The following is a 19,816-nucleotide window of genomic DNA, read 5'->3' as shown; positions in this document are numbered from 1 at the left end:
TCACACCCCTGACGATGGTCAGGGGTGCGCGGACGGCTCCGGGATGATGATCCGGAAACTTTGTCGTCCAAGGCGGCGGGTGGGGCGGGAGAAGCAGCGGATCTCTCGTAAGGTTTGGGCGTGGGATCTCTGCGCAATCCGGTCGGGCCGCTTCCCTCCACCATCTACTGGCGTCGGAGGGCCGTTCTGCTGTCCGTACTCGGCCTTCTGCTGCTCCTCGTCGTCTGGATCATCACCTCCGGTGGTGGCGACGGCAAGAACAACGCCGACGGGCCTGGCGGCAACGGACCCGCCACGTCCATCACGCCGGGACCCACCGGGTCCGGGCCCGCGATCAGTGAACACCCGGGCGGGCGGGACGAGTCGGGCGACGGCTCCGACTCCGGCTCGGGCGGTTCCGGCGGCTCGGGCTCCGGCTCCGGCTCGGGTGGATCGGGCGGCTCCGGCGGGACGGAGGGCTCCGGCGGCGGCGGTTCCGACGACGGCGCCAAGGGCGGCGGCGGCTCCGGCGACCGCCTCCCGGCCGGTACGCGACTGCCCAACTGCACCGACAGCGCCGTGAACTTGAAGGTGCGCAGCGTCCAGAACGCGTACGCGATCGACGAGAAGCCGAAGTTCGAGCTGATCGCCGAGAACACCGGCGGCAAGGCCTGCAAGGTCGATCTCGGCGGCAGGGGAACGGTGTTGACGATCACTCAGGCCGACGGCGACGACGAGTTCTGGTCCTCGGCGGACTGCCCCGGCGGCAGCGGAAGCCTGCTGCTGCGCGTGCCGGCGGACGGACGGATCACGCACACGGTCCAGTGGGACCGGCGGCCCAGCGCCCCGCGCTGCGCGACACCTTCGGCGGGCTCGGCGAAAGCGGGCACGTACTTGGTCGAGGCGAAGACCCCGGGCCTGGGCACGGCCCGCGCTTCGTTCGTCCTGGAGAAGGACTGACCGTCGGTTTCGTGGGGCCGGTCGGTGCCAGGACCCGTCCACCGGACGGGTCCTACACGTAACGCTCCAAGATCGACGACTCCGCCAGCCGCGAAAGCCCCTCCCGAACACTGCGCGCCCGCGCCTCGCCCACGCCGTCCACCGTCTGGAGGTCGTCCACACTCGCGGCGAGCAGCTTCTGGAGGCCGCCGAAGTGCTCCACGAGCCGGTCGATGATCGCCCCGGGGAGCCGGGGGACCTTGGCGAGGAGGCGGAAGCCGCGCGGGGAGACCGCGGAGTCCAGCGCCTCGGGGGAGCCGGTGTAGCCCAGGGCGCGGGCCACGGTGGGCAGTTCGAGGAGCTCCGCGTGCGTGAGGGAGTCCAGCTCCGCGAGGGCCTCGTCCACCGTGCGGGAGCGCTTGGCGGTGGGCTCGGGGACGTAGTCCCGGACGACCAGCTCGCGCTCGGGCTCGACGCCCGCGATCAACTCGTCCAGCTGGAGGGCGAGAAGCCGCCCGTCCGTGCCGAGCTCCACCACGTACTCCGCGATCTCCGTGGCGATGCGGCGCACCATTTCCAGGCGCTGGGCGACGGCGGTGACGTCCCGGACCGTCACCAGGTCCTCGATCTCCAGGGCGGAGAGCGTGCCCGCGACCTCGTCGAGACGGAGCTTGTACCGCTCCAGGGTGGCGAGCGCCTGGTTCGCGCGGGAGAGGATCGCCGCCGAGTCCTCCAGGACGCGGCGCTGCCCGTCCACATAGAGCGCGATCAGCCGCATCGACTGCGAGACCGACACGACGGGGAAGCCGACCTGCTTGCTCACCCGGTCCGCGGTGCGGTGCCGCGTGCCCGTCTCCTCCGTGGGGATCGTCGGGTCCGGCACCAGCTGCACGCCCGCGCGCAGGATTTTCGTGATGTCCTTGTCGAGGACGATGCCGCCGTCGAGCTTGCACAGCTCCCGCAGCCGCGTCGCGGTGAACTCGACGTCGAGGATGAAGCCGCCCGTGCACATCGACTCGACGGTCTTGTCCCAGCCGAGGACGATCAGACCGCCGGTGTTGCCCCGGAGGATGCGCTCCAGGCCGTCGCGGAGCGCCTGGCCGGGTGCGACGGCGCTCAGGGAGGCGCGCATCAGCCCATCGGCAGCGGAGCCGCCGCCGGACTTGCCGGGGTTCGCTGCCCGGTCGTTGGCTGCCACTGCACTCCCTCGGTCGCAGGTTGTCCAAGCCTCTGCCGCGAGCTTGCTCCGTGCGGAGCGCACGCCTTGCCCCGTACGGAGCGGCCACTTGCTTCGTACGGATGGGCGAGACCAGGGCAAAGTCTACCGGCGCTCTTCCTCCTCCCGTGGGGCCTCTCGGCGACGGGATCTCGGAAGGACACGGAGGGCGTCCCCCATGTCGGCGACTTCGATGACCTTCATACCGGCGGGGACCTTGCCGGGGTCGGACGGCACGAGGGCGTGGGTGAAGCCCAGGCGGTGGGCCTCGGCCAGCCTGCGCTGGACGCCGGTGACCCGCCTGACCTCGCCCGCCAGGCCGACCTCGCCGATCGCGACGAGGTTCTTCGGCAGCGGGGTGTCGCTGGCCGCGCTGGCCAGGGCGAGGGCGACGGCGAGGTCCGCGGCGGGCTCGGTGAGCTTCACGCCGCCGACCGTCGCGCTGTAGATGTCCCGCTTGCCGAGCGCGGTGATCCGGCCGCGCTGCTCCAGGACGGCCAGCATCATCGAGACCCGGGAGGTCTCCAGGCCGGAGGTGGTGCGCCGGGGGCTGGGGATCTGCGAGTCGACCGTGAGCGCCTGGACCTCGGCGACCAGGGGGCGGCGGCCTTCGAGGGTGACGGTCAGACAGGTCCCGGGGACGGGCTCGGCGCGGCGGGTGAGGAAGAGGCCGCTGGGGTCGGCGAGGCCGGTGATGCCCTCGTCGTGCAGCTCGAAGCAGCCGACCTCGTCCGTCGTCCCGTACCGGTTCTTGACGCCTCGGACGAGGCGCAGGCGCGCGTGCCGGTCGCCCTCGAACTGGAGGACCACGTCGACGAGATGCTCCAGGAGACGGGGGCCCGCGATCGCGCCGTCCTTGGTGACGTGGCCGACCAGGAGCGTGGACATGCCGCGCTCCTTGGAGGCGCGGATCAGCGCGCCGGCGACCTCGCGGACCTGCGCCATGCCGCCGGGCGCCCCGTCGATCTCGGGCGAGGCGACCGTCTGCACCGAGTCGAGGACCAGGAGCGAGGGCTTGACCGCGTCCAAGTGCCCGAGGACGGCGGAGAGATCGGTCTCCGCCGCCAGATACAGGTGGTCGTCGATCGCGCCGATGCGGTCGGCGCGCAGCCGGACCTGGCTCGCGGACTCCTCGCCGGTCACATAGAGCGTGCGGTGCTCCGCGCCGGCCGCCTTCGCCGACACGTCGAGGAGCAGCGTGGACTTGCCGACGCCCGGCTCGCCCGCGAGCAGCACCACGGCGCCGGGGACCAGGCCGCCGCCGAGCACGCGGTCCAGCTCGGGCACGCCGGTGGAGCGGGCGGTGGCCTGGCGGCCGTCGACCTCGCCGATCGGGACGGCGGAGGAGGTGACGCGGCCGGGGGCGGTCGTACGGACCGCGGGCGCGCCGTACTCCTCGACGGTGCCCCATGCCTGGCATTCGGGGCAGCGGCCGAGCCACTTGGCCGTCTGCCAGCCGCACTCGGTGCAGCGGTAGGACGGTCGGTCCTTGGTGGATTTCGTACGGGCAGCCATGGTCGGAACCGTAACCGAGCCCACTGACATCGCCGCCCCGGCCGTGGGCTCGGGCGGCCCCGGGCCGTGGATCGAGGCGCCTCACCCTCGGAATGCGGGGTTCGTGTCCCCTTTTGAGCGATCTGTTCACCCGTAAGGGTTAAATGTGCCGGAGAGGGCAGATGGGGCCTGCATCATCCGCCTAACTTCGCACGGGTGATGAGCAGCAGGCCGGAAACCCTGACGAACGCAACCGGCGCGCACCGGGCGCACCGTGACGCGCGCAAGCGCGTGGTGCCGCGCCCGGCGCCCCGGACCACCCCGTCCGCGCGCTACGAACCGTGTCTGGACGGCCTGTTCACGTACTGCCTGTCCGTGCTCTGCGACCACGACGCGGCGACCGCCGCGCTGGGGGACGTGCTCCACCACGCCGAGCGCCGCGGCGCCCGCGTCCCCGAGACGGACAGCGACCTCAAGGCCTGGCTCTACGCCCTCGCGCGCTGGGTCTGCCTGCGCCGCCTCGCCGAGGCCAGGCGGAGCCGTGAGGGACGGCACGCGCACGGCGCGGAGCAGCCCCCGAAGAAGCCCAAGAAGCCGGCACAAGCGGCGCAGCAGCCGACGCGACCGCAGGAGACCGAGCCCGCGCAGGAGACCGAGCCGTCGCAGGAGACCGAGCGGCGGCGCGGGGAACTGGCCCGGCTGGCCTGGCCGGAGGCAGCCGGCACCACCCCCGAGCAGCGCGAGGCCCTGGAGCTGGCCGTGCGCCACCGGCTCGCCCCCGGCGAGGTCGCCGCCGTCCTCGGCCTCGACCTCACCAAGACCCGGGCCCTGCTCGCCTCCGCCGCCTGCGAGGTGGAGCGCACCCGCGCCGCCCTCACCGTCGTGGAGACCGGCAGCTGCCCCATCGTGGCCCGCCTCACCGGCGACAACCAGGTGCTGCTCGGCACCGCCCTGCGCCGCGAGCTCGTCCGGCACGTCGACGACTGCCCGCGCTGCCGCCGCACCGCCGAGCGCGCCGGCGCGAGCGCCTGGCCGGGCACGGCCGTCACCCCGGCCGCGCTCCCCGTCGTCGAGGCGCCCCGCGCCGCCCTCCACAGGGCGATGGCGCACGTCCCACGCGCGCGTGGCGGCGGCCCCCGCTACGACAGGCGCGGTTTCCCGATGGACCCCAAGGACCACGCCGCCCGCCGCGACCGCCTCCGCGCGCGTGCCGTCACGACGACCGTCGTCGCCACCGTGGTGGCCGCCCCGGTGCTCGCGCTCTGGGCCGCCTATCGGGGAGCGCCGCTCACCGGGGAGGGCCACGACGGCCGTTCGGTCAGCGCGAGCGACGGCGGCCCCGGCACCGGCCACGCGCGCGACGACTACGAGAACGCGGGCAACGCGCGCAAGGGCCCCCAGCCCCGCTTCTCCGCGGACAGCCGCTCCTCCGACGTCTCCGTGGAGGTCATCGGCGGCGGAGCCGGGTCCCGCTCGTCGACCGGCCCCGGTCGCCTCACCGTCGAGGCCCGGCCGAGCGGCGACACCACCCTCATCACGCTGACGGCGTCCGGCGGTTCACCGGTCCACTGGTCGGCGAGCGAGAGCGCGTCCTGGCTCTATCTGAGCCGCTCGTCGGGGACGCTCGCGCCGGGGGAGTCGGTCACGGTCCAGGTGTACGTCGACCACTCCCGCGAGCCGTCCGGGCACTGGAGCGCGCGGGTCTCCATCGCGCCCTCCGGGGCGGCCATCGCCATCGACGGATACGGGGACGGGCGCCCGCCGACCCGTCCGGGCCCGCGGCCGACGTACCCCGGCCCGTCCCACCCGGGCCCGTCCTACCCGGGCCCGTCGGATCCGGCCCCCTCCGACCCGGGCCCCTCCGACCCCGCTCCCACGCCGACCCCCACGGACCCGACACCCACACCGTCCGACCCCGCCCCGGGCGACTCGTCCCCGCCGCCCGGCGACGGGAGCGGCGAGCCGAACCCGAGCTGACACAGGCCCTAGCGGGGCGCGGGGTCCGCCGGATGCGGTGCGAGCAGTGGCAGTTGCGAGGCCAGCCGCTCCTCGCACAGCTCCACGAGCCGGTTGTAGCCCTCCTTGCCCATCAGCTCGATCAGCTCGGGGCGGTAGGTGACGTACACCGGGTCGCCCGCGCCGTGCGCCGACGTCGCCGACGTGCACCACCAGTGCAGATCGTGGCCGCCGGGGCCCCAGCCCCGCCGGTCGTACTCACCGATCGACACCTGGAGCACGCGCGTGTCGTCGGGCCGGTCGATCCACTCGTACGTCCTGCGCACCGGCAGCTGCCAGCAGACGTCCGGCTTCGTCTCCAGCGGCTCGCGGCCCTCCCGCAGCGCCAGGATGTGCAGCGAGCAGCCGGCGCCGCCCGCGAAGCCGGGGCGGTTCTGGAAGATGCACGAGCCGTTGTACGGCCGGGTCTGGCGGTCGCCGTCCTCGTCCGTCGCGACCCAGCCGGTCTCCCGGCCCACGTCGTGGTGCTGCCAGATGTCGGGCGTGAGCCGGTCGACGTACTCGGCGACCCGCTTCTCGTCGTCCTCGTCGGAGAAGTGGGCACCCAGTGTGCAGCAGCCGTCGTCGGCGCGGCCCGCCTGAATGCCCTGGCAGCCGCTGCCGAAGATGCAGTTCCAGCGAGAGGTCAGCCATGTCAGATCGCAGCGGAAAAGCTGCTCGTCGTCCGCGGGATCAGGGAACTCCACCCAGGCACGGGCGAAGTCGAGACCCTTTTCGTCCGGCACGGCCTTTCCGGTCTTCTTGGTCTTCGCCGGCTTCCCGGACTTCCCCACCTTCTCGTTCTTCTCCGGCCTGCCCACCTTCTCGGCCTTCACCGACTGCGATTTGTCGGCCTTCGTCTTTTTCGTCTTTGGCACGTCTCCAGGGTATGCGGGCGGTGGACCGCCCGAGGCCGGACGATCACCCCGCGCGGCGTAGCGTTCCTTATATGAGACTCGGTGTCCTCGACGTGGGGTCGAACACGGTGCATCTGCTCGTGGTCGACGCCCATCCCGGTGCGCGCCCGCTGCCCGCACACTCGCACAAGGCGGAGCTGCGCCTCGCCCAACTCCTCGACCCCGCCGGGGCCATCGGGGCGGACGGCGTCGACCGTCTGGTCTCCGTCGTCCGCGAGGCGATGGAGGCCGCGGAGGACAAGGGCGTCGAGGAAGTGCTGCCGTTCGCCACCTCCGCGGTGCGCGAGGCGAGCAACGCCGACGCGGTGCTCGCCCGCGTCAAGGACGAGACCGGAGTCGATCTTCAGGTCCTCTCCGGCGAGGAGGAGGCCAGACTGACCTTCCTGGCCGCCCGCCGCTGGTTCGGCTGGTCCGCGGGGAAGCTGCTCGTCCTCGACATCGGCGGCGGCTCCCTGGAGATCGCGTACGGCATGGACGAGGAGCCGGACGCCGCGACGAGCCTGCCGCTCGGCGCCGGCCGCCTCACCGCCGCCTGGCTGCCGACGGACCCGCCGGACCCCTCCGACGTGAAGGCGCTGCGGCGGCACGTGCGCGCGCAGATCGCCCGCACCGTGGGGGAGTTCGCCCGCTTCGGCGCCCCCGACCACATCGTGGCGACGTCGAAGACGTTCAAGCAGCTCGCCCGGCTGACGGGGGCCGCACGCTCGGCGGAGGGGCTCTACGTACAGCGTGAGCTGAAGCGGAAGTCCCTGGAGGAGTGGGTGCCGCAGCTCGCCGCGATGACCACCCACGAGCGCGCGGACCTGCCCGGAGTCTCCGAGGGCCGGGCCGGACAGCTGCTCGCGGGGGCGCTCGTCGCGGAGGGCGCGATGGACCTCTTCGGGGTCGAGACGCTGGAGATCTGCCCGTGGGCCCTGCGCGAGGGCGTGATCCTGCGCAGGCTTGACCACCTGCCGTCGGCGTGAGCGGACGGGGCGTGAGCGGAAGGGGTGTGAGCGGACAGGGTGCGGGCGGACGGTATGCACTGTGACCAGGGCGGTACGAGGCCACCTCCCCGGCGCCCGGACGGGGCCCGTACGCTGTTCCTCGTGGCAGAACCAGTGGTGCGCATCCCGGATGCGAAGGTCGCCCTGTCGACGGCCTCGGTCTATCCGGAGTCGACGGCGACGGCCTTCGAGATCGCCGCGCGCCTGGGCTACGACGGCGTCGAGGTCATGGTCTGGACCGACCCGGTCAGCCAGGACATAGAGGCGCTGCGCAGACTGAGCGACTACCACCGGATCCCGATCCTCGCCGTCCACGCGCCCTGTCTCCTCATCACGCAGCGCGTCTGGTCCACGGACCCGTGGACCAAGCTTCAGCGCGCGAAGGCCGCCGCCGAGAAGCTCGACGCCTCGACCGTCGTCGTGCACCCGCCCTTCCGCTGGCAGCGGCAGTACGCCCGCGACTTCGTCGACGGAATCTGGCGGATGGCCGACGAGACGGACGTGCGGTTCGCCGTCGAGAACATGTACCCCTGGCGCTACCGCGACCGCGAGATGCTCGCGTACGCACCCGACTGGGACGTCACCAAGGACGACTACCGCCACTTCACCGTCGACCTCTCGCACACCGCGACCGCCCGCACCGACGCCATGGACATGGTCGACCGCATGGGCGACCGGCTCGGCCACGTCCACCTCGCCGACGGCAGGGGCTCGGCCAAGGACGAGCACCTCGTCCCGGGCCGCGGCACGCAGCCCTGCGCGGAGCTCCTGGAGCGCCTGGCGGTCAGCGGCTTCGACGGGCACGTCGTCATCGAGGTCAACACCCGGCGCGCCATGTCCAGCGCCGAACGCGAGGCGGACCTCGCCGAGGCCCTCGCCTTCACCCGGCTGCACCTGGCCTCCGCGGTGCGGGTGCCCCGCTCATGACCCGCGGCGCGCCGTCGGAGGCGACCGCTCCGCGCCGCAGGGGACGCCCGTCCCGTACGCAGTCGGAGACCGGCCCCGCGACGCGCGACCAGATCCTGCGGGCGGCGCGCGAGGAATTCTCCGCACGGGGGTACGAGAAGGCGTCCGTGCGCGGCATCGCCAAGGCCGCCGGGGTCGACCCGGCGCTCGTGCACCACTACTTCGGCACGAAGGAACAGGTCTTCGAGGCCGCCGTCACCGTCGCCTTCGCGCCCGCGCTCGAAGCACCCGCCGCGATCGAGGAGGGCCCGCTCGACGGGGTCGGCGAGCGCCTCACCCGCTTCGTCCTCGGCATCTGGGAGAACCCCGCGACGCGCGCCCCGCTGCTCGCCATCGTGCGGTCCGCGGTGAACAACGAAACCGCCGCCTCGATCTTCCGCCGCCTCATCGCCACCCAGCTCCTCGAACGCGTCGCGCGCCGTCTGGAGCTGCCCGACGCGGAGCTGCGCGCCGAGCTCGCCGCCGCGCAGCTGGTGGGCGTCGCCATGCTGCGGTACGTGATCCAGGTCGAGCCGCTGGCCTCGGCGGATGTCGAGCAGCTGGTGGCACGGCTCGCCCCGGTGGTGCAGGGGCATCTGACGGGGGTGTGAGGGCGCGGGCGTGAGCCGGGGGGCGGGGCCGCAGGGTCGCGCGGCGTGAGACGGTCGTCCCGCCATCCGGACACTCTGTCCGGATCCTGGAGCCTCGGCGTACGCTCGACAGCAGTCTTGTCCGTCGTACATCTACACCTAGACCCACACCCACATCGCCGCATCACTGCCATTCCCTGAAGGAGCGAGCGACCATGCCCGAGCTCAGGTCCCGCACAGTCACCCACGGCCGCAACATGGCGGGCGCCCGCGCCCTTATGCGCGCCTCCGGTGTACCCGGGGCCGACATCGGGCGGAAGCCGATCATCGCGGTGGCCAACTCCTTCACGGAGTTCGTGCCCGGCCACACCCACCTCCAGCCGGTCGGCCGCATCGTCTCCGACGCGATCCGCGAGGCCGGCGGCATCCCCCGCGAGTTCAACACGATCGCGGTCGACGACGGCATCGCGATGGGCCACGGCGGAATGCTGTACTCCCTGCCGTCCCGCGACCTCATCGCGGACTCCGTGGAGTACATGGTGGAGGCCCACTGCGCCGACGCCCTGATCTGCATCTCCAACTGCGACAAGATCACCCCCGGCATGCTGATGGCCGCCCTGCGCCTCAACATCCCGACGGTCTTCGTCTCCGGCGGCCCGATGGAGGCCGGCAAGGCCACCCTCGTCGACGGCACGGTCCGCAAGCTCGACCTGGTCAACGCGATCAGCGACGCCGTGGACGAGAGCATCTCGGACGAGGACATCCTCCGCATCGAGGAGAACGCCTGCCCGACCTGCGGCTCCTGTTCCGGCATGTTCACCGCCAACTCGATGAACTGTTTGACCGAGGCCATCGGCCTCTCCCTGCCGGGCAACGGCTCGGTCCTCGCCACGCACACCGCCCGCAAGGAGCTGTACGAGCGGGCCGGCCAGACGGTCGTCGACATCACCAAGCGGTACTACGACGGCGACGACGCCTCCGTCCTGCCGCGCTCCATCGCCACGCACGCCGCGTTCGAGAACGCCATGGCCCTCGACATCGCCATGGGCGGCTCGACCAACACGATCCTGCACCTGCTGGCCGCCGCCCAGGAGGCCGGCGTCGACTACGACCTGTCCGACATCGACGCCGTCTCGCGCCGCGTCCCGTGCCTGGCCAAGGTCGCTCCGAACGTCGCGGGCAACACGACGTACTACATGGAGGACGTGCACCGCGCCGGCGGCATCCCCGCGCTCCTCGGCGAGCTGTACCGCGGCGGTCTCCTCAACGAGGACGTGCACACCGTCCACTCGCCCTCCATCAAGGAGTGGCTGGACGCCTGGGACATCCGCTCCGGCTCCGCGTCCGCCGAGGCCGTCGAGCTGTGGCACGCGGCGCCCGGCTGCCGCCGCTCCGCCGAGGCGTTCTCGCAGTCCGAGCGCTGGGACACCCTCGACACGGACGCCGCGGGCGGCTGTATCCGCGACGTCGCCCACGCGTACTCGAAGGACGGCGGCCTCGGCGTCCTCAAGGGCAACATCGCGGTGGACGGCTGTGTCGTGAAGACCGCCGGTGTCGACGAGTCGATCTGGACCTTCGAGGGCCCCGCGGTCGTCTGCGACTCGCAGGAAGAGGCCGTCGAGAAGATCCTCAACAAGGCCGTGCAGCCGGGAGACGTGGTCGTCATCCGCTACGAGGGCCCCAAGGGCGGCCCCGGCATGCAGGAGATGCTCTACCCCACCTCCTTCCTGAAGGGCCGCGGCCTCGGCAAGGTCTGCGCCCTGGTCACCGACGGCCGCTTCTCCGGTGGTACGTCGGGTCTGTCGATCGGCCACGCGTCGCCGGAGGCGGCGGCAGGCGGCACGATCGCGCTCGTCGAGGACGGCGACCGCATCCGTATCGACATCCCCGGCCGCTCGATCGAACTCCTCGTCTCCGACGAGGAGCTGGCCGCCCGCCGCGAGGCCCTCGGTGGCGTGTACGAGCCGAAGGGCCGCGAGCGCAAGGTGTCCGCCGCCCTGCGCGCGTACGCGGCGATGGCGACCAGCGCCGACAAGGGCGCGGTCCGGGACGTGTCGAAGCTCGGCTGACGCGTACGGCCGGTTCGCCGGTTCACGGAAACCTTTTGGGGCGCGGGCGCGTCCTTGGTGTGGAGAACACGCCAGGGGCGGCCCGCGCCGCCGTTTACGGGTGCACGGGTTTACGGGTTTACGGGATTACGGGGGGAGAGCACAGTGAGCGAGAACGTGATGGTGCCGGAAGTGACCGTCGAGCCGGTTGAGGCCGGTGGGGCTGCTGAGGCCATTGAGACCGTCGAGCTCGGCGAGGCCGTCGAGGCCACCGCCGCGAGGACCTACGCGATCGTCGCGGACGTCAACGTCCGCTCGGGCCCCGGCACTTCGTACGGCAAGGTCGGCCGACTCCGCGCGGGCGCCCGCGTCAGCATCGCCTGCCAGAAGCCCGGCGAGACGGTCAAGGGCCCGACCGGCACGTCGAACCTGTGGGACAGGATCGGCAGCGGCCGGTACATCTCGGACACGTACGTCCGCACGGGCAGCGACGGGTACGTGGCGCCGCGCTGCTGAGTCCCGCACGGACCGTGCGGCCGCCGGAGTCCGCGAGGTTCCCGGAGTCCGCGAGGTTCCCGGAGTACCGGGACCTCAGCCGGACTTCGGCGGCTTCGTCGCGTCGAACGCGAACACCGTGTTCTTCGCGGCCGCCACGACCACCACGCTCCCGTCGACGGTCACGCGCGGGCCGGCGTTCACCTCGCCCGCCAGGCCGTCGGCCCGCGGGTCCGTCGTCCACAGCGGCTCGCCCCCGCGTGACGACAGCGCGGCGACCCGGCCGCTGGCCGAGCTGAAGTACAGCGCCCCGTCGCCGTCCCCGGCCACCGGCCCGGACAGGCCCTCCACGCTCGTCTGCCGGGACCACTTCTTCCTGCCGGTCGCGGGGTCGAGCGCCGTGACGAGCCCGGTCCGCCCACTGATGAAGACGGTGCCGTCCGCCATGCCGGGCGTCCCGTCGTACGCCTTCGGGAACCGGGAGTACGTCACCTTGTGCGAGACCCGGTCGACCCGGGACACCCCGTCGTAGCCCACCGTCTGAGGTCCTTCCTGACGCGGGTGGAGGAGGACGAGGCTGCCGTCCGCGGTGCCCACCGGCATGGCGGGACCCTTGACGGCGACGGCCTTGCCGAGGCTCCCCGAGGCGAGGTCGACGACGCGCAGGACGGGGTGGCGCACCTCGCCGGCCGCCAGCTCCGCGCTCGGCGCGCACATCGCGTACAGCCGCGTGCCCGCGGGCACCGGGGCGCACTGCGTGCCCGAGGGGAATGGTTCCTGCCAGGCGACCTTGCCGCTGTGCGCCCGCCGGGCCTCGAAGCGGGTGTTCGACGCGTCGACGGTGACGACGGTCGAGCCGATCACCACGGCGTCCTGCGTATGTCCCGTCACGGCCGTCGACTGGGCGCCGGACGGCACCGACCAGAGCTCCCTGCCCTTGTCCGCGTCGACGGCGACCACCTCGGTCTGCGGACTGGCCGCGTCGCCCTCGGCCGCGAAGCGGTAACCGAGCACCGTGTCGTCGGTGACGCCCACCAGATGCATGCCCTGCATCGGGACCCCGGGGCTTTTCTCGGTCCAGACACGGGAGCCGTCGGAGAGCCTGAGCCGGGCCGCGACGACGCCACCGCCCCCGCAGAACAGCGCGTCACCGCGCGCCTCGCAGCGCAGCTCGTCCGGAATGTCCGCGCGGCCGCCCGGCACGGCCTTGCGCCACGGCGCGAAACCACCCGGCAGCCGCGCCCCGGCCGCCGCGATGTCGCTCTCCTTGCCGCCCGCGCCGCCCGTGCCGCCGGGACCGTCCGAGCCGCCCGCCCGCATCACCGCGGCCCCGCCGCCGATCGCCGCCACGGCCACGACGGCGGCGAGCACCGGCCGCCAACGCCGCCGCACGCGACGCCCGCCGGCGGTCCCCTTTTCGCCGTCGGCCCCCTCAGCCCCGTTGGGTTCCTCTCCCGCCGCGAGCGGTGGGGAAGCAGGACCCGGCACCGGAGTGTCGTCCTCCGTCGACAGATGGTGCTGCGTGTCCGTCTCCCGCATGCTGCGCGGGCCGTCCGCGGCACCGGCGGCCGGACCCAGGTCGGACGGCAGATCCCGCAGCCGTACGAGGAGTTCGTCCGCCGATGGCCGGTCGTCGGGGCTCTTCGCCAGGCACGGCTCGACCACCCGCCGCAGCGCGTCGGGCACCGCGCCGAGCGCCGGCGCCTCATGGACCACCTGGTAGGCCGTCATGTACGGGCTGTCGGCGTCGAAGGGTCCCTGCCCGGTGGCCGCGTAGACCAGCAGAGTGGCCAACGAGAAGACGTCCGACCGCGGCCCGACCCCGCGCGGCGTCTGCAACTGCTCCGGCGACATGAACGGCGGCGTGCCGATCACCCGCCCCGTCATGGTCAGCGTCTGCTGGTCCGCGGCGCGCGAGATGCCGAAGTCGATGACGCGGGGGCCCTCGGGGGAGAGGACCACGTTGGACGGCTTGAGGTCCCGGTGCACGACGCCCGCACGGTGGATGTCGCGCAGCGCCTCCGTGAGCCCGATGGCGAGGCGGCGCAGCTCGGCACCGGCGATGGGGCCCTTCTTGGCGATGTGCTGCGCGAGCGTGTGGCCCTCGATGAAGGTGGTGGCCATCCACGGGTGCTCGGCCTCGGGATCCGCGTCGATCACCGCCGCGGTGAAGGCGCCGCTGACCCGGCGGGCCGCCGCGACCTCCTGCCGGAAGCGGATGCGGAACTCCTCGTCGCCCGCGAACTGCTGGTGGATCAGCTTGATCGCGACGGGCCGCCCCGAAGCCGTACGCGCCAGGAAGACCGTGCCCATACCGCCCGAACCGAGGCGCGCCTCGAGCGGGTACCCGCCGATCTCCTCCGGATCTCCGCCACGGAGCGACATGCCCACCGACCTTCCCCGCGTTCCCCACTGCGAACCCACGCCCTTTACGCAGCCCAAAGTAACCGCCGCGCGGTGCGGCCTGGCAAGGCGGGGGACGAATAGGGCGTGCCCGTACGCATGGAGCGTCCCGGGACCGCGGAAACCGAAGTTACCGGGACCGTGGCCACCGCGGAACCGCAGGCCATAATCGTACGGTGAGCGAAGAAACCGGCACCCAAGGCCGCACCGGCGCCCAAGGCCCGACCGGCACCACCGCACCCGGCCCGCAGCCCGAGCCGATCCGCTTCTTCGGGACGACGTGGGTGGCCCACGACGGCGGCTACGGCGCCCGCAGGGCCGGCGTCGCCGTCGGCTCGCTGGCCGCGGCCGTCGCCGGCTGCTTCGTGCTGCGCTTCGCCTACGAGGGCCTGACCATCTCCTCGGTCGGCCGGTTCGTGAACCTCCTCGTCGTCCTGATGTTCGCGATCTGTAGCGCCGTCGCCTTCCGCCGGACCTGGGAAGGGTTCACCCGGCGCCACGACCCGGCCTCCCAGGCCTCGGCCCGCGGCCTGATGGCCATCGGCTTCGTCGGCACCCTCCTCGCCTACTTCCTCCGCTCCCTCTCGGAGGCCCCCGGCGAGAAACTCCACCGCGAGGAGTACGAGGCGGCCCGCACCCACTACGAGAAGCGCGTCTCCCGCCGCACGGGCAACCCCTCCCGCAAGAACCGCAAGCGCTGACGACACGCCTGACGCCGGGCGGCTCGGGCAACGCACCCTGAGCGTGGGTCTGGAGCGAGCGGGGGTCTGGAGCGGTCGTCACTCCGCGCGCCACGATGACCCATGGCCTCCACAGCCCCCTCCTCACGCGCCCGCGCCCACTCCTTCAACGCGGCCGCCGCCCAGTACGCGGCCTACCGCCCCTCCTACCCGCCCGCCCTCTTCGACGCCGTCGAGCACCTCGCGGACCGACCCCTCGCGGGCGCACGCGTGGTGGACGTCGGCGCGGGCACCGGCATCGCCACCGCTCTGCTGGCCGGCCGGGGCGCCGACGTCGTCGCCGTCGAACCGGGCACCGGCATGGCACGGCAGTTCCGCCGCACACTCCCGCACGTCCCCCTCGTACGCGGTGACGGAAACGCCCTGCCCCTGGCCGACGCCTCGGCCGACTTCATCACCTACGCCCAGGCCTGGCACTGGACGGACCAGGAACGCTCCGTACCCGAGGCCCTGCGCGTACTGCGCCCCGGCGGTGCCCTCGCCCTGTGGTGGAACATCCACGACCACCGGACCCCGTGGCTCGACGCACAGACCACCCGCATCGCCCGCTTCCTGGGCACGGACGACGGGGCCCGCCGCACGGCCGACCGCACGGCCGCCCGCGCCGGCGATCGCGGCGACCTGACGACCGCGCTCGCCTTCCGCCGCGACCGGCTCCGCTGGAGCCGCCGCGTGCCGCTCGACACCCACCTCGCCAACCTCGGCACGCACTCCGCGTTCCTGGTCCTCGCCGAGGAACGCACCGCCGCCTTCCTCGCGGCGGAGCGCGCCGAACTGCTCAAGGTCTTCCCGGACGCGGTCGTCGAGGAGAGCTACGTCGTGGACCTCCTGGTCGCCACCCGCCCCACGCCCTGAACATCCGCCTCCCCGGGTCCTGAAACACCGGCGTCGCCTTGACGGACCCGGGCGCCGGGCGCACTATTCATCGCATGATGAATAAAAGAAGCCCGACCCCCGGCCCCGGCACTTCAGCGGGCATCCCCGCCCCCGAGAGTCCAGCCGTCCTTGCCCGGGAGCTGACCGTCGTCCGAGGCCCCCGCACCGTCCTGCGCGCCCTCGACTTCACCGTCCCCCGAGGCCGGATCACCGGACTCCTCGGCCCCTCCGGCTGCGGCAAGTCCACCCTCATGCGCGCCATCGTCGGCACCCAGGCCAAGGTCACCGGCGCCCTGAACGTCCTCGGCCACCCCGCGGGCGCCCCCGCCCTCCGCTCCCGCGTCGGCTACGTCACCCAGCACCCCTCCGTCTACGACGACCTCACCGTCCGCCAGAACCTCGACTACTTCGCGGCCGTCCTCGACCCCGGCCGCGGCACCGCCGCCGAACGCCGCCGCGACCACGTCACCCGTGTCCTCGACGACGTCGCCCTCGCCTCACACGCCGACTCCCTCGCCGGCAACCTCTCCGGCGGCCAGCGCAGCCGCGTCTCCCTCGCGGTCGCCCTCCTCGGCACCCCCGAACTCCTCGTCCTCGACGAGCCGACCGTCGGCCTCGACCCCGTGCTCCGCCGCGACCTCTGGAACCTCTTCCACACCATCGCCGCCGACCGCGGCGCCACACTCCTCGTCTCCTCCCACGTCATGGACGAGGCGGAGCGCTGCGACCGCCTCCTTCTCATGCGCGAAGGCCGGATCCTCGCCGAGGACACCCCCGACGCCCTGCGCGACCGCACCCACTCCGACACGGTCGAAGCAGCCTTCCTCCACCTGGTCGACGCCGCCGACACCGGCCGCCCCGTCCCGCCCAGGAGCCCCCGATGAGCACCTACCGCACCCTCGCCTCCGCCGCCCGAGTCCTGCGCCAGCTCCGCCACGACCCGCGCTCCATCGCGCTGATGATCCTGGTCCCCTGCGTGATGCTGCTCCTCCTGCGCTACGTCTTCGACGGCAGCCCGCAGACCTTCGACTCCATCGGCGCCTCCCTCCTCGGGATCTTCCCCCTCATCACGATGTTCCTGGTCACCTCGATCGCCACCCTCCGCGAACGCACATCGGGCACCCTCGAACGTCTCCTCGCCATGCCCCTCGGCAAAGGCGACCTCATCGCAGGCTACGCCCTCGCCTTCGGCGCCCTGGCGGTCGTCCAGTCGACCCTCGCCACCGCACTCGCCCTGTGGGTCCTCGGCCTGGACGTCACCGGCTCCGCCTGGCTGCTGCTCCTGATCGCCCTGCTCGACGCCCTCCTCGGCACGGCCCTGGGGCTCTTCGTCTCGGCCTTCGCCGCCTCCGAGTTCCAGGCCGTCCAGTTCATGCCGGCGGTGATCTTCCCCCAGCTCCTCCTCTGCGGCCTGTTCGCACCACGCGCCGACATGCAGCCGGTCCTCGAATGGATCTCCAACGTCCTCCCCATGTCGTACGCCGTCGACGGCATGAACGAAGTCCTCCGCAACCCCGACATCACCGGCGACTTCGTCCGCGACGTCGTCATCGTCGCCGGCTGCGCACTCCTCGTCCTGGCCCTCGGCGCGGCCACCCTGCGCCGCCGCACCGCCTGACCCCGGCGTTCCGCCCACCGGACACCCCCGCTCCTCCCGGCACCCCAGTGCGAGGATGGCCCCCGGACGACGCAACCCCGGAGGCCACCGTTCATGAGCAGCAGCACGAGCCAGAAAGTCGCAGTCCTCGGCACCGGAAAGATCGGTGAAGCCCTGCTCAGCGGCATGATCCGCGGCGGCTGGGCACCGGCGGACCTGCTGGTCACCACCCGCCGTCAGGAACGCGCCGACGAGCTCCGCACCCGCTACGGCGTCACCCCCGTCAGCAACGCCGACGCCGCCAAGCAGGCCGACACCCTGATCCTCGCCTGCAAGCCCCAGGACATGGCCAAGCTGCTCGACGAACTCGCCCCGCACGTCACCCCCGACCGCCTGGTCATCAGCGCCGCCGCCGGTATCACCACCGCCTTCATCGAGGAGCGCCTCGCCGAGGCCACCCCGGTCGTCCGCGTCATGCCCAACACGCCTGTCCTCGTCGACGAGGGCATGTCCGTCATCTCCGCCGGCAGCCACGCCTCCGCCGCCGCACTCGCCCACGCGGAGGCGATCTTCGGAGCCGTCGGCAAGACGCTCCGGGTGCCCGAGACGCAGCAGGACGCCTGCACGGCCCTGTCCGGCTCCGGACCCGCGTACTTCTACTTCCTCGTCGAGGCCATGACCGACGCGGGCATCCTCCTCGGCCTCCCCCGCGACAAGGCCCACGACCTGATCGTCCAGGCCGCGGTCGGCGCATCCGTCATGCTCCGCGACAGCGGCGAACACCCGGTCAAGCTCCGCGAGAACGTCACCTCCCCCGCCGGCACGACGATCAACGCCATCCGCGAGCTGGAGAACCACGGCGTACGCGCGGCCCTCATCGCAGCCCTCGAAGCGGCCCGCGACCGCAGCCGCGAACTCGCCACCGGCAACAACAGCTGACGCCCCCACGGGCCGACACCCACGAAGCGCCCGGCGCAGGCGGGGCCCACCGGGGACCCCGCCTCCACCACCGGCTCACGTCACCCCCGCGCCCGGCTACCGGTCCTCACGCGCGGGAGGCAGCAGCCCGATCGCCCGATAGGCGCCGTCCACCGTCGGCCTGGCCATGCCCCGTGCCCGCTCGGCTCCCCGCCGCAGCACCTCCTCCACATACGGGGGATCCGCGACCAGCTCCTTGTGCCGCTCCTGCACGGGCCTGAGCAGCTCCACCACGGCCTCGGCGGTGTCCTTCTTCAGTGCGCCGTACGAGTCGTACGCACCGCTCAAGGCCTCCGGGTCCCCACCCCGGCAAGCCGCGAGGATCTCCAGCAGATTCGAGACCCCCGGCTTGGACTCCCGGTCGAACGCGACCTCGCTGCCGCTGTCCGTGACGGCCCGCATGACCTTCTTGCGCACCACGTCCGGCTCGTCGAGCAGGTAGACGATCCCGGCCCCCGTGTCGTGGGACTTGCCCATCTTCGACGTGGGGTCCTGCAAGTCCATGACCCGCGCCGCGACCTTCGGCGGCGTGGCCCGCGGCACCACGAACGTCTGGCCGTAGCGCTGGTTGAACCGCACCGCCAAGTCCCGCGTCAGCTCCACATGCTGGGTCTGGTCATCACCGACCGGCACCTCGTCGGCGTCGTACGCCAGGATGTCCGCCGCCATCAGCACCGGATAGGTGAGCAGCGACAACCGCACGCTCCCGCCCCGGGCCTGCTCAAGGACCGACTTCTCCTTGTACTGGATCATCCGCCGCATCTCGCCGTCGGACGCGACGCACTCCAGCAGGTAGGAGAGACGGGCGTGCTCGTCCACGTGGCTCTGGACGAAGACGGTGGCCCGCCCGGGGTCGATCCCGGACGCGAGCAGCAGAGTCGCCGCCTGCCGGCTCAGTCTGCGCACCCGCCCGGGATCGTGCTCCACGGTCAGCGCGTGCAGGTCGACGATGCTGAAGAGCGCCTCCGCCCGGTACTGATCGACCTCGGCCCACTGTCGGATGGCTCCCAGATAGTTGCCCAGGGTCAGGTGTCCCGTCGGCTTGACCCCGCTGAAGATCCTCGTCATCTCTCCGCCTCCTGGTCAGGACCGCCGGCCCGGCGGCCGGGCTCCGGGTCCTCCAGGGGGAGAAACGAGAACGGCCGCCGAAGCGGCGGCCGTCGAGTACATGCGTATGTACGGCCGCCGTCAGGCGGCCCACCACAGTTGGGCGTACGCACGTGTAGTCACGTCCGCCAGGGTAGCCCTCCAGAGGCCCGCCGTCAGGAGTTGACACCCCCGGAGCCGCTACGTAGTGTTCTCCGAGTTGCCCGACGTGAGCGTCGACCACATGGTCGGTCCCCGGGCAGCCATTCCGCAAGAACCATTCAAGCGATCGACGTCGTGCGCCCTTCGGGGACTCGCCTTCGGCTCGTTTTCATGCGTATTTGCGAAATGAGGAATCGGCGTTCGAAAGGGTGCCCCCGATTAGGTCGGGAGCCGAGATTCCGCTAAAGTCTCACTCGTCGGAACGGCCCAACAGTCGCGAAGACACCTCCCGCTGACTGGGAGTCAGGCCCGAAAGGATCTGATAGAGTCGGAACCGCCGGAAAGGGAAACGCGAAAGCCGAAAGGCCGG

The 19,816-nt window shown here is 72.4% G+C and carries 17 protein-coding genes; 12 read left to right on the top strand and 5 right to left on the bottom strand.

Translation table 11 applies throughout. From position 1 onward, the window contains the following. The first annotated feature begins 120 nt into the window (after positions 1-120). Entirely contained in the window at positions 121-939 is an 819-nt protein-coding gene (locus ACZ4Z4_RS19650; RefSeq protein ID WP_468328528.1) for a hypothetical protein, read from the top strand. Between the two features lie 52 nt (positions 940-991). Here ACZ4Z4_RS19650 and disA read toward each other — a convergent pair whose 3' ends face one another. Both disA and radA read right to left on the bottom strand, forming a co-directional pair. Further along, complete coding sequence (gene disA, locus ACZ4Z4_RS19645) at positions 992-2,116, bottom strand: DNA integrity scanning diadenylate cyclase DisA (RefSeq protein WP_468328526.1); 1,125 nt, start codon at positions 2,114-2,116, stop codon at positions 992-994. Positions 2,117-2,239: 123 nt separating this feature from the next. Beyond that, positions 2,240-3,649 carry a DNA repair protein RadA gene (gene radA, locus ACZ4Z4_RS19640; protein ID WP_468328524.1) on the bottom strand — a complete coding sequence of 470 codons (1,410 nt, stop codon included), beginning with the start codon at positions 3,647-3,649 and terminating at the stop codon, positions 2,240-2,242. A gap of 198 nt (positions 3,650-3,847) precedes the next feature. Between radA and ACZ4Z4_RS19635 the strand changes: the two genes are divergently transcribed. Then, the gene (locus ACZ4Z4_RS19635; protein WP_468328522.1) at positions 3,848-5,605 is read left to right on the top strand and encodes a BACON domain-containing protein; all 1,758 of its coding nucleotides are present in this window, start codon (positions 3,848-3,850) and stop codon (positions 5,603-5,605) included. Between the two features lie 8 nt (positions 5,606-5,613). On the opposite strand, the gene ACZ4Z4_RS19630 is transcribed toward ACZ4Z4_RS19635, so the two are convergent. After that, entirely contained in the window at positions 5,614-6,501 is an 888-nt protein-coding gene (locus ACZ4Z4_RS19630; protein WP_468328520.1) for a DUF3109 family protein, read from the bottom strand. A 71-nt stretch (positions 6,502-6,572) separates the two neighbouring features. On the opposite strand from ACZ4Z4_RS19630, the gene ACZ4Z4_RS19625 reads away from it, so the two are divergent. The 5 genes from ACZ4Z4_RS19625 (at position 6,573) to ACZ4Z4_RS19605 (ending at position 11,625) form a co-directional block, all read left to right on the top strand. Beyond that, positions 6,573-7,505: a Ppx/GppA family phosphatase gene (locus tag ACZ4Z4_RS19625; protein WP_468328518.1), complete on the top strand. Its 933-nt coding sequence runs from the start codon at positions 6,573-6,575 to the stop codon at positions 7,503-7,505. Between the two features lie 123 nt (positions 7,506-7,628). Further along, entirely contained in the window at positions 7,629-8,453 is an 825-nt protein-coding gene (locus tag ACZ4Z4_RS19620) for a sugar phosphate isomerase/epimerase family protein (RefSeq protein ID WP_468328516.1), read from the top strand. Then, the gene (locus ACZ4Z4_RS19615; protein WP_468328514.1) at positions 8,450-9,082 is read left to right on the top strand and encodes a TetR/AcrR family transcriptional regulator; all 633 of its coding nucleotides are present in this window, start codon (positions 8,450-8,452) and stop codon (positions 9,080-9,082) included. Before ACZ4Z4_RS19620 ends, ACZ4Z4_RS19615 begins: the two co-directional genes overlap by 4 nt. Before the next feature lie 194 nt (positions 9,083-9,276). Further along, positions 9,277-11,130 (top strand): dihydroxy-acid dehydratase, encoded by a 1,854-nt coding sequence (gene ilvD, locus ACZ4Z4_RS19610; RefSeq protein ID WP_468328512.1) that lies wholly within the window; start codon positions 9,277-9,279, stop codon positions 11,128-11,130. Between the two features lie 144 nt (positions 11,131-11,274). Continuing rightward, on the top strand, positions 11,275-11,625 hold the full coding sequence (locus tag ACZ4Z4_RS19605) for an SH3 domain-containing protein (protein WP_468328510.1): 351 nt from the start codon (positions 11,275-11,277) through the stop codon (positions 11,623-11,625). 75 nt (positions 11,626-11,700) lie between these two features. On the opposite strand, the gene ACZ4Z4_RS19600 is transcribed toward ACZ4Z4_RS19605, so the two are convergent. Next, positions 11,701-13,989: a serine/threonine-protein kinase gene (locus ACZ4Z4_RS19600; protein ID WP_468328508.1), complete on the bottom strand. Its 2,289-nt coding sequence runs from the start codon at positions 13,987-13,989 to the stop codon at positions 11,701-11,703. Positions 13,990-14,183: 194 nt separating this feature from the next. Between ACZ4Z4_RS19600 and ACZ4Z4_RS19595 the strand changes: the two genes are divergently transcribed. From ACZ4Z4_RS19595 to proC, 5 genes are all read left to right on the top strand, one after another. Then, a complete protein-coding gene (locus tag ACZ4Z4_RS19595; protein ID WP_468328506.1) occupies positions 14,184-14,708 on the top strand; it encodes an EamA/RhaT family transporter in 525 nt (174 codons plus the stop codon). A gap of 102 nt (positions 14,709-14,810) precedes the next feature. Next, positions 14,811-15,602 carry a class I SAM-dependent methyltransferase gene (locus tag ACZ4Z4_RS19590; protein WP_468328504.1) on the top strand — a complete coding sequence of 264 codons (792 nt, stop codon included), beginning with the start codon at positions 14,811-14,813 and terminating at the stop codon, positions 15,600-15,602. Positions 15,603-15,676: 74 nt separating this feature from the next. Beyond that, positions 15,677-16,507, top strand: coding sequence for an ABC transporter ATP-binding protein (locus ACZ4Z4_RS19585; RefSeq protein ID WP_468328502.1), 831 nt, complete (start codon positions 15,677-15,679; stop codon positions 16,505-16,507). Continuing rightward, positions 16,504-17,241, top strand: a complete 738-nt coding sequence (locus ACZ4Z4_RS19580) for an ABC transporter permease (RefSeq protein ID WP_468328500.1) — start codon at positions 16,504-16,506, stop codon at positions 17,239-17,241. Before ACZ4Z4_RS19585 ends, ACZ4Z4_RS19580 begins: the two co-directional genes overlap by 4 nt. Before the next feature lie 93 nt (positions 17,242-17,334). Beyond that, positions 17,335-18,159 carry a pyrroline-5-carboxylate reductase gene (gene proC, locus ACZ4Z4_RS19575; protein WP_468328498.1) on the top strand — a complete coding sequence of 275 codons (825 nt, stop codon included), beginning with the start codon at positions 17,335-17,337 and terminating at the stop codon, positions 18,157-18,159. A 96-nt stretch (positions 18,160-18,255) separates the two neighbouring features. Here proC and trpS read toward each other — a convergent pair whose 3' ends face one another. Continuing rightward, positions 18,256-19,266: a tryptophan--tRNA ligase gene (gene trpS, locus ACZ4Z4_RS19570; protein ID WP_468328497.1), complete on the bottom strand. Its 1,011-nt coding sequence runs from the start codon at positions 19,264-19,266 to the stop codon at positions 18,256-18,258. Between the last annotated feature and the right edge of the window lie 550 nt (positions 19,267-19,816).

Source organism: Streptomyces sp. NPDC030245 (assembly GCF_055572995.1).
The sequence above is the reverse complement of the archived record's forward strand: the minus strand, read 5'-3'. Positions and strand labels throughout refer to the sequence as shown.